At 65.8% G+C, this 12,790-nt stretch carries 10 protein-coding genes; 2 read left to right on the top strand and 8 right to left on the bottom strand.

The genetic code is table 11. The features are described from left to right. Positions 1-117: 117 nt before the first annotated feature. Both BJ6T_RS18150 and BJ6T_RS18145 read right to left on the bottom strand, forming a co-directional pair. Entirely contained in the window at positions 118-1,530 is a 1,413-nt protein-coding gene (locus BJ6T_RS18150; protein WP_028170556.1) for a mannose-1-phosphate guanylyltransferase/mannose-6-phosphate isomerase, read from the bottom strand. A gap of 7 nt (positions 1,531-1,537) precedes the next feature. Continuing rightward, positions 1,538-2,527: an SDR family NAD(P)-dependent oxidoreductase gene (locus BJ6T_RS18145; protein ID WP_014493914.1), complete on the bottom strand. Its 990-nt coding sequence runs from the start codon at positions 2,525-2,527 to the stop codon at positions 1,538-1,540. 221 nt (positions 2,528-2,748) lie between these two features. On the opposite strand from BJ6T_RS18145, the gene BJ6T_RS18140 reads away from it, so the two are divergent. Beyond that, complete coding sequence (locus BJ6T_RS18140) at positions 2,749-3,708, top strand: lysylphosphatidylglycerol synthase transmembrane domain-containing protein (protein ID WP_014493913.1); 960 nt, start codon at positions 2,749-2,751, stop codon at positions 3,706-3,708. Beyond that, on the top strand, positions 3,705-4,724 hold the full coding sequence (locus BJ6T_RS18135; RefSeq protein ID WP_028170555.1) for an MraY family glycosyltransferase: 1,020 nt from the start codon (positions 3,705-3,707) through the stop codon (positions 4,722-4,724). The genes BJ6T_RS18140 and BJ6T_RS18135 overlap by 4 nt, the downstream gene beginning before the upstream one ends. On the opposite strand, the gene BJ6T_RS18130 is transcribed toward BJ6T_RS18135, so the two are convergent. The 6 genes from BJ6T_RS18130 to rfaD form a co-directional block, all read right to left on the bottom strand. Then, positions 4,712-5,659 carry an NAD-dependent epimerase/dehydratase family protein gene (locus BJ6T_RS18130; protein ID WP_014493911.1) on the bottom strand — a complete coding sequence of 316 codons (948 nt, stop codon included), beginning with the start codon at positions 5,657-5,659 and terminating at the stop codon, positions 4,712-4,714. The genes BJ6T_RS18135 and BJ6T_RS18130 overlap by 13 nt on opposite strands. After that, positions 5,656-6,876 (bottom strand): glycosyltransferase family 4 protein, encoded by a 1,221-nt coding sequence (locus BJ6T_RS18125; protein ID WP_014493910.1) that lies wholly within the window; start codon positions 6,874-6,876, stop codon positions 5,656-5,658. The genes BJ6T_RS18130 and BJ6T_RS18125 overlap by 4 nt, the downstream gene beginning before the upstream one ends. 2 nt (positions 6,877-6,878) lie before the next feature. Continuing rightward, positions 6,879-8,792: a nucleoside-diphosphate sugar epimerase/dehydratase gene (locus tag BJ6T_RS18120; RefSeq protein WP_028170554.1), complete on the bottom strand. Its 1,914-nt coding sequence runs from the start codon at positions 8,790-8,792 to the stop codon at positions 6,879-6,881. Between the two features lie 99 nt (positions 8,793-8,891). Then, positions 8,892-10,145, bottom strand: coding sequence for an O-antigen ligase family protein (locus tag BJ6T_RS18115; RefSeq protein ID WP_039229242.1), 1,254 nt, complete (start codon positions 10,143-10,145; stop codon positions 8,892-8,894). A 41-nt stretch (positions 10,146-10,186) separates the two neighbouring features. After that, entirely contained in the window at positions 10,187-11,671 is a 1,485-nt protein-coding gene (gene rfaE1, locus BJ6T_RS18110) for a D-glycero-beta-D-manno-heptose-7-phosphate kinase (RefSeq protein WP_014493907.1), read from the bottom strand. A gap of 13 nt (positions 11,672-11,684) precedes the next feature. Continuing rightward, positions 11,685-12,665, bottom strand: a complete 981-nt coding sequence (gene rfaD, locus BJ6T_RS18105) for an ADP-glyceromanno-heptose 6-epimerase (protein ID WP_014493906.1) — start codon at positions 12,663-12,665, stop codon at positions 11,685-11,687. Positions 12,666-12,790 lie beyond the last annotated feature (125 nt).

Here is a 12,790-nt window from a genome sequence, read left to right as displayed (position 1 = left end):
AATGCCGACCTGACGGTCCGGACACGATTTGATTCAAAAAGTTACACGTTCCCCGGGCCTTAAGCCGGAAAACAGACCGCCTTGTCGGCCCGGGTCGCGTGATTCGGAGCTTGCTGGTTACGACCTTTGATAGTCGTCTTCAATCCGGATGATGTCGTCTTCCCCGAGATAGCTGCCGGTCTGGACCTCGATGAGTTCCAGCATGATTTTACCGGGGTTCTCCATCCGGTGCACCGCGCCCATCGGGATGTAGATGGATTCGTTCTCGTGCACGGTCTTGACGGTCTCGTTGACGGTCACCCGGGCCGCGCCGCGAACGACGATCCAGTGCTCGGCACGATGATGGTGCTTCTGCAGCGACAGCCGCCCGCCCGGCTTCACCACGATGCGCTTGACCTGATGGCGCTCGCCGTTGTCGACGGACTGGTAGCTGCCCCAGGGCCGGTGCACCTTGAGATGCTCCTCAGTGACCTTCGGCGCGACCGCCTTCAGCTTCGTCACCAGGCGCTTCAGGCCGTTGGCATCCTTCTGGCGCGAGACCAGCACCGCATCCGCGGTGGCGACCACGACGAGATCGTCGACGCCTTCAAGCGCGACCAGCGCATGATCGCTCGTGACGTTGCAGTTGCGCGAATCCTCGAACACGGCGGTGCCGTGTGCCGAGTTGCCTTGCGTGTCCTTCTCGGACAATTCCCACACGGCGCGCCAGGAGCCGACGTCGGACCAGCCGCAGGACACCGGCACGACCGCTGCGCGCGAGGTCTTCTCCATCACCGCGTAGTCGATCGAGATCGCCTTCGCCGCGCCGAACGCCTCGGGCTCCAGCGTCACGAAGCCGAGATCGCGGCCGGCATTGGCCACTGCATTGGACACCGCCTCGACGCTCGCCGCATCCACCTTGCGGTACTCGTCGAGCAGGACCGTGGCCGGGAACATGAAGTTGCCGCTGTTCCAGAGATAACCCGAGCTGACGTAGTCGGCCGCCTTCACGGCATCAGGCTTTTCGACGAAGCGCGCGACGGCATGCACCTCGCCGGAGATCACCTCGCCCGGGCTGATATAGCCGTATTCGGTCGCCGGCCGTTCCGGCTTGACGCCGAAGGTGACGATGCGCCCGGCGCTCGCGGCGGTGAGGCCCTCGCGGCAGGCGGCGACGAAGGCCGCATTGTCCTGCACCACGTGGTCGGCGGCGAGCGCGAGCACGATCGCGTCACCGGCGCGGTTCTGCGCGAACACCGCGCCCGCGGCGATCGCGGGGCCGGAATCGCGCCGCATCGGCTCGAGGATCACGTCGGCCTCGATGCCGATCTCGGCAAGCTGCTCCAGCACCATGAAGCGATAGGACGCATTGGTGATGACGATCGGACGATCGAACAGCGAGGCATCCGACACGCGCAGCAGCGTGTCCTGGAAGGTCGAGCGCGTGCCGAACAGCGGCAGGAACTGTTTGGGGCGCACCTCGCGCGAAGCCGGCCACAGCCGCGTGCCGGCACCGCCGCACATGATCAGGGGGATAATGCGTTTGTCCATCGTCATTTCAAACCTTGAAGTAGTCCCGATACCAGGTGACAAAATTACGGACCCCGAGCGCGATCGGCGTTGACGGTGCAAAGCCGGTGTCGCGCGTCAGATCCTCGACATCCGCGAACGTTTCCAAGACGTCTCCCGGCTGCATCGGCAGCAATTCTTTGATTGCCGTCCGACCCAGCTCCTGCTCCAGAAGCCCGACGACATGCATCAGCTCTTCCGGATGGTGGTTGCCGACATTGTAGACCTTAGACGGCGCATTTGCGGCAGCCGGGTCATCCGCGGGCACCCGATCGATGAGCTTGGATACTACACGGGTGACGTCGTCAATATAGGTGAAGTCGCGACGCATTTTGCCATGGTTAAAGAGCCGGATCGGACGCTCAGCCATGATGGCGTTCACGAACAGAAACAGGGCCATATCGGGTCGGCCCCACGGGCCGTAGATGGTGAAGAAGCGCAGGCCCGTGACCGGCAGCCGGTAGAGATGGCTGTAGGACTGCGCCATCAATTCGTTCGCCTTCTTGGTCGCGGCATAGAAGCTCACGGGATGGTCGGTCCGGTCCTGCACGGCAAATGGCAGTTTAGTGTTGGCGCCATAAACGGAGGATGACGAGGCGTAGACGAGATGACGACAAGAGTTGTTGCGGCAGCCCTCCAGGACGTTGAGAAAGCCCTGGAGGTTGGAATCGGCGTAAGCGTGCGGATGGTCGATCGAGTAGCGCACGCCCGCCTGCGCCGCGAGATGCACGACTTTGTCAAATCGATGTCGCGCAAACAGCGCCGCGATGGTCTCGCGGTCGGCAAGATCGGCCTCGACGAAGGCGAAGTTGGAATCGTTCCGAAGCAGCGCCAGGCGCGCCTGTTTCAGCGCCGGATCGTAATAGCTGTTGAGATTGTCGAGCCCGACCACGGGCCGGCCCTCGGCCAGGAGCTGCCGGGCGACGTGAAAGCCGATGAACCCGGCGGCTCCCGTGACCAAAATCGCCTGATCCGTCATCCTGTTCCCAAGCGATCTGTTGCCACGCGATCCCCAAGCCGGTCCCGCGGCGCCTCTTTAGCCGCGGTATCGAGGCCGTCGCAATAGCCTCGCCGCTATTCGTCACCGCTCCAGATAAGCGCTATTGCAAGATCGGCGCCAAAACCATACCAAAGCGGCCGAATTCGACGCCTCGCGTCGGGTTGCCTCAGATCTTCGCAAACCCAGTTCATGCGGGCGAGATGCGCCGAATCCTGCTGTCGACGGCCAAAATCCTGATTTCCGGAGCGCTGCTCTACCTGGCACTGCGCAAGGTCGATCTGTCCGAGCTGTTTTCGCGCCTGACCGCGACCAGCCTGCTCTGGATCGCCATGGCGATCGCGGTCACGTTCCTGCAAATCTTTGTCGGCGTGGTCCGCTGGCGCGAGATCAGCGCCGAATGCGGCGCGCCGCTCGAGCTCGGCCGCGCCATGCGCTACAACGTGATCGGCGCCTTCTTCAACCAGACGCTGCCGTCCGCGATCGGCGGCGATGCGGTCCGGCTGTGGCTGGTCGCGCGCGCCGGCGCCGGATGGCGTGCGGCCACCTATTCGATCTTCGTCGACCGCGCGATCGGCCTCGTCGCGCTGGCGATCGTCGTCGTCGCCAGCCTGCCCTGGAGCTACGAGCTCATCACCGATCCGCACGGACGCTCGGCGCTGCTGCTCGTCGATCTCGCCGCGCTCGCGGGCGGCGTCGGTTTCCTGATCTTCGGCGCGCTGAAATGGTCGTGGCTGAAGACCTGGTGGGCCACCCATCACATCCACGCCTGCGCCGTGATTGCCAACCGCGTGATCTTCAACGTCAAGCGTGGACCGATCGTCGCAATTCTGTCGCTTCTCGTTCACGTGCTCGCCGTCGTCATTGCGTGGTGCGTGGTGCAGTCGATTGCCGCACCGGTCAGCTTCGGCCAGACATTCCTCCTCATTCCGCCGATCATGCTGATCACCCTGATGCCGATCTCGATCGCCGGCTGGGGCGTACGCGAGGCGACGATGGGCCTGGCCTTCGGTTTCGCCGGGCTTTCCGCCAACGAGGGAGTCAACGTCTCGCTGCTGTTCGGCGCCGTGCTCTTCATCGTCGGCGCGATCGGCGGCCTGGTCTGGATCCTCAGCGCGGAGAAGGCCGCGAAAGGGTCGGCGCCGCTCGGGGTGCCGGAGTGAGCCCAGCCATCGACGCTGTCGCCGCCATGTCCTCGCTGCTTGCCGTCGCGGTCGCCGCGCTGATGTCGGCCCTCGTCACCTGGACCAGCCGTCCCCTGCTCCAGCGCTACGCCCTGGCGCGGCCGAATGCCCGTTCCTCGCATCGCATTCCGACCCCGCAGGGCGCCGGCATCGCGGTGATCACCGCCACGCTGCTGGTCGCATCGGCCTGGGCCGCCTGGGCGAACCTTGCGATCCCACCGGCGCTGATCATTGCAACGATCGTGATCGCGCTGGTCGGATTCGCCGACGACATCGTGTCGCTGCCGGTGTTGGTGCGGCTCGCGCTGCAAGCAGCCTGCGTCGGCGCGGTCGTGTTCACCGCGCCCGAGACCGCGCGCATCGTGCCGGCACTGCCGCTTCCGCTCGAGCGCGGCCTCATCCTGCTCGCCGGCGTCTGGTTCGTGAACCTCGTCAATTTCATGGACGGGCTGGACCTGATGACGGTTGCGGAAGTCGTGCCGGTCACCGCGGCGCTGCTGCTGCTGGGACTGCTCGGTGATCTCTCGTGGCCGGCCGCGCTGATCGCCACGGCGCTGTGCGGCGCGATGCTCGGGTTCGCGCCGTTCAACCGTCCGGTCGCAAAAGTGTTCCTGGGCGATGTCGGCAGCCTGCCGATCGGCCTTTTGCTCGGCTGGTGCCTGCTGGAGCTCGCCTGGCACGGGCAGCCCGCCGCGGCGCTGCTGCTGCCGGCCTATTACCTCGTGGATTCCACCATCACGCTGTTTCGGCGCATCGCGCGCCGCGAACAATTCTGGTCGGCGCACCGCTCGCACTTCTACCAGCGCGCCACCGACAATGGCTTCACGGTCCGCCGCGTGATCGGCGATGTGTTCGCGCTCAATCTATTGCTGGCGGTGCTTGCCGTCGTCACCGTTCGCGCAAGCTCGACCTCGATCACATGGCTCGCGCTCGTCGCGGGCGCGATCGCGATCGGATTCGTGCTGCGCCGCTTCTCCCGCCCTCAGGCGTCCTGAGCCGACAGCGCGAGCCGCAGGCCCTCGTCGAGGGAGACCTGCGGCTGCCAGCCGGTCGCGATCGCCTTGGCGAGGTTGAGCTCGAGCGAGCCGATCAGGCTGTCATGGGTATCCTGCCGGCCCATCACGCTGAGCAGCGTTGAGAGCAGGTCCGGCGGCATGCCGAACAGCCGCGAGTTCTTGCCGGCAGCCTTTGCCAGCCGCTCGATGAATTCGGGCGTCGAGACCTGTTCCGTGTCGGCGACCAGGAATATCTCGAAATTGCTCGTCGGATCGGGGTGAGCCAGCCGACGCAGGATGAACGACGACAGATTCTGCACGGCCAGGAACGCGCGCTGATTGCGGATCGCGCCAAAGGGCAGCGGCAGTCCCAGATTCACCGCGCGCGTCAGCAGCGCGAAATTGCCCTTGGCGCCCGCGCCATAGACCAGCGGCGGCCTGATCACCGAGATCTTCATGTCGCTGTCGCGCGCCAGCGTCCTCAGGCCCGCCTCGGCGGCGGCCTTGGACATGCCGTAGAGGCCGCGCGGCGTGAGGATGTCCTCTTCGCTGAACGGCGCGCGGCCTTCATTGCTGCGGCCGTGCACCAGAACGGTGCTGACGAAGATGAACTGGCGCACGCCCGCCGTCGCCGCGGAGCGCGCCAGGTGCAGCGTGCCGGCGATGTTGACGTTGCGGTAGAGCTGGACCGCGTGCTCCTCGTGCTTGTGATGCACGCGCGCGGCGAGATGGACCACGGCGTCGACGCCTTCGAGCGCCGCTTGCCAATCGGTATCGGGGCCGATCGATTCGATCACGACCTCGTCGTCGATCCCCTCCGGGCTGCGCACCGCGCGGCGGACCGACCATCCCGCGCGCGCCAGCTCAGGCGCAACATGGCGGCCGACGAAGCCGCTCGCCCCTGTCACCAGCACGACCGGTTTTCGCTCGTTCATCGTTGCTCCGCGAGATCGGGGTTGCGCAACAATTCGTCGATCAGCCCGGCATAGGCATTCATCGCGGTCGTCCGGTCGAATCTCGCCGCCGCCTTCACCGCGCGTTCGGCCATGGCGGCGGCGTCGCAGCGGGATGCCGCGCGGATTGCGTCGGCGAGCTGATCGGCGCGGCCCGGCGTCACGACCCAGCCGAGCCCGTTCTCCACCACCGTCAACGCAGCCTCGGCTTCCGGCTCCGAGACCAGCGCCACGGGACGGCCGACTGCCAGCAGATTGTAGAACCGGCTCGGCACCGACACCCCCGCCACGTCCTTCCGGTACGGAATGATCCAGAGATTGGCAGCCGCCAGGAACGCCTCGAGCTCGGCATCCGCGACCCGCGCCACGAAGGACACATTGGGCAAGTTCGCTTCAGCCTGCAACTGCTTCAGCCGCTCGAAGCCGATGCCCCAGCCGGACAGCAGGAAGTGAATGTCCGGCTCGTCCTTCAAAAGGCGTGCCGCCTCGAACACGATGTCCGGATCATGGGTGAAGCCGAGATTGCCCGACAGGCCGACAATGAATCGCGCGGAAAGCGCTTTGCGGAACGGATTGTCCTGCGCCAGGGGGCGTGCCGCCGGGACGAGCGTCGCCCAGTTCGGGATGAAGCGGATCTTGTTCCGCGTCATGCCGGAATAGCTCAAGAGCGGCCGCTCCGCATCGCGGCCGATGGTGATGACGGCATTGAGCGCGCGGAACATCAGGCTGTTGGCCGCGCGCATCGTCCGCGTCACGAACGAGCCGGGCTTCAGGATTTCCGCCATCACGAGAACATCGGGGAAGAGGTCGTGCATGATCAGCGCCGAGCGCGCGCCCTTGCATCTTGCCGCTGCCGCGACCGCGTAAGGCAGCATGAACGGCGCGGTGACGGTGACCACGACGTCACCTGCCCTAAGCTCCCGGAGCAGCGCGAAGAAGGTGCGCGCCGCGAACAGCAGCTCGGACAATCCGCGCCGCACCAGCGCGGCCTTTCCCGCCATCCGGTTCTTGATGGCAATGACACGCGGCTTGCCCGGGCCGGTTTGCGAGGCCGGCAATTCGCCGGGCGAGCCCGACAGCACGATGACCTCGTGGTTGACGGCGACGCGGCAGGCGATCTCTGCCATGATCGCGGCGGTCGTGCTCGGATCAGGCGGATAGTGCTGGCTCGCGACGACGATCTTGCCTTGAGACTGCATGGTCAGGCCGCGGTCGACCCGAATTCCGGGACCGCATCCTTCAGGATCGTCTTGATCGTGGCCCGATCGTCCCGCGCGATCGCCTGCTCCAGCGCCGCGATCCATTTGCGCAGCGTCTGCATCGGCGGCTCGTTCGGCTGCGCGGCCATGATGCCGGCGACACCGATCTCGCGGGTCGGCTCCTCGGAGGCGAACAGGATCTCGTGCAGGCGCTCGCCCGGCCGCATGCCGGTGAACACGATCTCGATGTCGTAGCCGGGCTGGAGGCCCGAGAGACGGATCATGCGCTCGGCGAGATCGACGATCTTCACCGGCTGGCCCATGTTGAGCACGTAGACCGAGACATCGGGGCGTGCGGTGCCGAGCGCATGCGTTGCCGCCGTGATGACGAGATCGCAGGCCTCGCGGATGGTCATGAAGTAGCGGACCATGTCGGGATGCGTCACCGTCACGGGGCCGCCGGCCTCGATCTGGGCCTTGAACTTCGGCACCACCGAGCCGTTCGAGGCCAGCACGTTGCCGAACCGGACCGAGATCAACCGCATCGGCGGCCTGGCACTGCCGCTAGCTGCGGCAAGATCGTGGTCGAGCGCCTGGCAGTACATCTCGGCGAAGCGCTTGGTGAGGCCGAGCATCGACACCGGCTCGATCGCCTTGTCGGTCGAGATCATCACCATGGCTTCGGCGCCGGCGCCGTGCGCCGCATCGGCGACGTTGATCGAGCCGAAGATGTTGGTCTTGACGCCTTCGCTCCAGTCGCGCTCCAGGATCGGCACGTGCTTGAGCGCGGCGGCATGGAACACGATGTCCGGCTTGAACTCCGCCATCAGGCGGATGATGCGCTCGCGGTCGCGGATGTCGGCGATCCGCCCCTCGATCGCGGCCGCTGCGCCCTGCGCAGCCAGCGTCTCCGTGACCGCGTAGAGCGCCGGCTCGGAATTTTCCACGATCAGCAAACGCGCGGCGCCGAAGGCAACGACACGCTCGCAGATCTCGGACCCGATCGATCCACCGCCGCCGGTGACGATGACAGCCTTGCCCTTGATCAGCGCTTCGAGCCGCGCATAGTCGATCTTTTCGCTCGGCCGCAGCAGGAGGTCCTCGACCGCGACGGCTGTGAGGCGCGGCGCATCGCCGCTCTCCAGCGAGGGCATGCGATTGACGATCACGCCCAGCTTGCGCGCGCGCATCAGGATCGATTCCGGATGAGCGTCCGGCTCGAACGCGGACGGCGTCATCACCAGGCGTGCGATCGGCTTGTCACGTTTGGCGAAGTCGCCGACGACGTCCTCGATGTCCTCGATGTCGCCCAGCACCGGCACGTTGCGGATGAACTGGCCGCGATCGGATCTCGACGGCGACAACACACCCACCGGCCAGATGCGCTTGATCGCCCCGCTCTCGATGCCGCGCAGCAGCACCTCGGCATCCGCGGCGCGGCCGATCAGCAGCGTCGGCGCGGCATCCTCGCCCCTCGCATGCCGCCGCACCCGCGTATAGCGGAAATAGCGATACGCCATGCGCAGCGCGCTGAGGAAGGCGATCTCGAGGAACCAGTAGAGGACGATCGTCACCTTGCCGAGGAAGAAGGCGCCGCGGACGTTGGGAGCGACGAAGATGTAGTCGAGCGCCAGGAGGGCAACCGTCAGCACAGTCGCGACCCGGATGATGTTCAGCGCATCAGGCAGCGAAATGAAACGCCATTTCGTCGTGGTCAGGTTGAAGAGGAAGAACACAACCACGCTGAAGGCGAGGAAGTAGGGCAGGATCTGGAACAGCAGCGGCAGGCGATCGAAGAAGCCGTCGCCGCCCTCGAAACGCAGGTAGAAGGCTGCGAACAGCGCCGCCGTGGTCGCCAGCAGGTCGTGGAGCGCGATCAGGAAATTGCGCAGGGTGAGATGCGAAAGACGCGTCATCCGCCGACCGATGAAATCCCAGTTAAGTGCAACCTGACCGCGCTGATAGCCCATCTCGACAAGACTTGCCAGTACAAGGCTTGCCGGCCGCGCGGCCGTTCAGGAACCGGCCTCCCCCACCTTCGCCTCGGCGTGTCGGGCCCGGATCACCATGCCGCCGGCAACGCCGACGCCGATGACATACATCCAGCCCTCGTGGAAGTCGAACAGATGGGAGTTGAACAGCGAGGTGAAGACGTTCTGCACCACGACCAGCAGGCCAATCCAATGGGCCAGCCCGTCGCCGCGGAACAGCAGGAGATGCAGGATCCAGATCGCGTAGAGAACGACGATGCCGATGACGCCCCATTGCACGGCGACATTCAGCGTCTGGTTATGCGGATTCCCGATCACCTCGGCAGAGGCCTGGTAGTGGCCGCTGGGCGTCGCGACCGCTTCGAACAATCCGCGCGTCGAGCCGGTGCCGTGCCCCTTGATCGGCGCCTCCGCGAAGAAGCCGAGCGATTTCCGCCAGAATTCGAGCCGCAGGCCCAGCGAGGTCGGCTCGCCCTTTTCGACATAGCGCGTGTAGTCGCTGGCGAAGGTGTCCGCGGTCTTGCGCAATTGCGGCGAGGCCTGCCAGGCGAGAGCGGCGCCGGCGAGCAGAGCGGCCGAGATGATCGCGATGCTGCGCCATCTCAGATGCAGCAGCGCGAACACGCCGAACATGATCGGAATAGTGACGAGCGCGGTGCGCGACACCACCACGAAGGCCATGTTGACGAAGAAGCTGAGCGCCAGCGCGGTCAGCAATCCGGCGAGCCAATAGCGCCTCTCGCGCAGCAGCATCACGATCGGATAAGCCAGCGCAACCGCGCACAGCGTGAATTCCTGGCTCTGGTCGATGTAGTTCTTGACGAAGATGCCGCGCTCGAGATGGTCGGACTTGAGCGTCAGGTTGGGATAGAAGGCCACCAGCCACGACATCACCGACAGCAGCGCGCAGGACACCAGGAACGCGATGAAGATCCAGTGCCCGCGCGGCGAGCGCTCGAAATGATAGAGGAAGACCGGCAGCACGAGCAGCTTGACGGTCGGGTTGACCGCATAGAGGCGCGCGCCCCAGGCCGCATCCGACCACAGCGTTCCCGCCAGCGCGAGCAGGACCAGTGCGATCGGCGCGGCTGCGATCGGGCGCTTCAGCGATTGCAGGAATGCGCGGACGTCGAGAAACGGCACCATGCAGGCCAGGAACGCAACGTTGAAGATCGCCGCGAGCGAGGTCGACCAGGGCAGTGACGCCACGGTCAGGATCGCGAACAGGTCGACCGCCTCGCACCACGCCGCCGGGCTGCGAAAGCGCCGCCGCAGCATCTGGCCAGTCGTCTCCCGGGCGAGCGTCGTCGCTTGGTCCGTCACTTGCCCCCTCCCCGCGCGCGATGAACCAGCGCGGTCGTGCTGAAGCCCTGGAGGATGTCGACCAGCACGACGGTTCCGCCGGCGGCTTCGACGACCTCATGGCCGACCACCTGCTCGCGGGTGTAGTCGCCGCCCTTCACCAGCGCGCTCGGCTTGATCCGGGTGATCAAATCGATCGGCGTATCCTCCTCGAAGATGACGACGAGATCGACGGCTTCGAGCGCCGCGAGCACTTCCGCACGCGCCCGTTCGTCCTGAACCGGGCGATCGGCGCCCTTCAGCCGCCGCACCGAGGCATCGCTGTTGAGGCCGACGATCAGGCGATCGCAGGCTCCGCGCGCCGCGGTCAACACCTTGACGTGGCCGGGATGCAGGATGTCGAAGCAGCCATTGGTGAAGCCGACGCGCAGGTCCTGCCGGCGCCATTCCGCGAGCTGTGCGTCGAGCGTATCAGGCTCGAGCACGATCTTCTCCTCGGCCGCGAGATAGGCATGCGGCAGGATCTTCCGCCGCAGCTCGGCCGCGCTCACGCTGGCCGTGCCTTGCTTGCCGACGGCGACGGCAGCGGCCGCATTGGCCATCCGCAACGCCGTGTCCCAGTCCGCGCCCGCCGCGAGCGATACCGCAAGCGCGGCAGCGACGGTGTCACCGGCACCGGAGACGTCGCGCACCTTCACGGGGACAGCCGGAACGTGAACGGCTTCGCCATTGCGCGGCACCAGCGTCATGCCGTGCTCGCCTTGCGTGACCAGGATCGCCTCGCAATCGGCGAGCCGCATCACGTCCTCGCTGGCATCGACGATGCTCTGCGGCGTGTCGGCGCGGCTGCGCGTCGCCTCCGAAAATTCCTTGCGATTGGGCGTGAGCAGCGTGGCGCCGCGATAGATCGCCCAGTTCAGGCTCTTGGGATCGACGATCACGGGCTTGCCGAGCGTTCGCGCGGCGTCGATCGTGTGGCGGATCACGCGCGCGGTCAGCACGCCCTTGGCGTAGTCGGAGAGCAGCACGATGTCGGCGCGCGCGATCTGCGGCAGGATTGCGTCGATCAGCCTGGTCTCGATGTCGTCGGAGGCAGGCACCGCCTGCTCCCAATCCGCGCGCAGCATATGCGTGGAAAAATGCTCGGAGACGAAGCGGACTTTTCGCGTGGTGGGCCGCGACGGATCGCACACCAGCGCGCTTTCGATGCCGGCATGCTCCGCGAGCGCCGCTTCGAGCCGCTTGCCCGCATCGTCCTCGCCGACGAGGCCGATGAAGATGCAGCGCGCCCCGAGGGAGGCGATATTGCGCGCGACGTTGCCGGCGCCGCCGATATGGATCTCGCTGCGCTGGGCGGCGATGACAGGCGCCGGCGCTTCCGGCGAGATCCGCGAGACCTCGCCATAGACGAATTCGTCCAGCATGATGTCGCCGATGCACAGCACCGTACGGCTTGAGATGGCTTGCGCGAGGGCGTCGAAATCGAGAATGGGCGTCGGCATGGTCCTTGAAGCCTCAGCGGAAGCGGTCGGGCCGGTCGAGATAATCGCCGACATAGGCTTTCACCGCGTCCTCGAGCGTCGTGAAGCCGCCGTTATAGCCGGCGCGCTGCAGGCGATCGACCTCGCTCTGGGTGAAGTATTGATAGCTGCCGCGGATCTGCTCGGGCATGTCGACATATTCGATGTTGGGCCTGGCGCCGAGGGCCGCGTAGGCGGCCAACATCAGATCCCTGAAGCTGCGCGCCTTGCCGGTGCCGACGTTGAAGAGACCGGACACCGACGGCGTCGCCAGCAGCCACATGACGACGCGGACGACGTCGTCAACATAGATGAAATCGCGGCGCTGATCGCCGTCGGCGATACCCTCGCGGTGCGACTTGAACAATTGCACGACACGGCCCGCCCTCACATCGTCGAAGCGGCGCGCCAGCACGCTCATCATCGAGCCCTTGTGGTATTCGTTGGGGCCGAACACGTTGAAGAATTTCAATCCAGCCCATTGCGGCGGCAGCTTCTCGCCGCGCGCGACGCGCTCGGCGACGGCGAGATCGAACAGGTGCTTGCTCCAGCCGTAGAGATTCATCGGCCGCAGTTTCTTCAGCGCGGGCAGTGAGGCGTCGTCGCCAAAGCCGTCGGCACCATCGCCATAGGTCGCGGCCGAGGAGGCGTAGATCAACGGCACCGCAGCCGCCGTGCACCAGTCCAGAAGACGCATCGACAGGCGAAAATTGGTCTCGATCACGAGGTCGCCGTCGGTCGCGGTGGTCTCGGAAATCGCCCCGAGATGGATCACGGCGTCGAGCTTGCGGCCCTTCAGCCAGTCGAGCAGCTCGGCCGGCGGGACGATATCCACAAGCTGGCGCTTGGCGAGGTTTCGCCACTTGCCCTCGGTCCCGAGGAGATCGCAGACGACGACATCGCTGCGACCGGCCTCGTTCAGCGCGGCGACGACATTCGATCCGATAAAACCGGCCCCACCGGTCACCAGCAACATTCCACCTACCCTGCCAGGTTTTGCCCTGCCCGATTTTCACGGCCCGATCCTGCCCTAGCGCATGATCCGCCAAAGTGTAAGCGGTTTTGGGATCGGCGCTGTCCCGGCTTTACCTGCAGGTCCGG

The sequence above is a fragment of the Bradyrhizobium japonicum USDA 6 genome, from assembly GCF_000284375.1.
GTDB classification, from domain to species: domain Bacteria; phylum Pseudomonadota; class Alphaproteobacteria; order Rhizobiales; family Xanthobacteraceae; genus Bradyrhizobium; species Bradyrhizobium japonicum.
The sequence above is the reverse complement of the archived record's forward strand: the minus strand, read 5'-3'. Positions and strand labels throughout refer to the sequence as shown.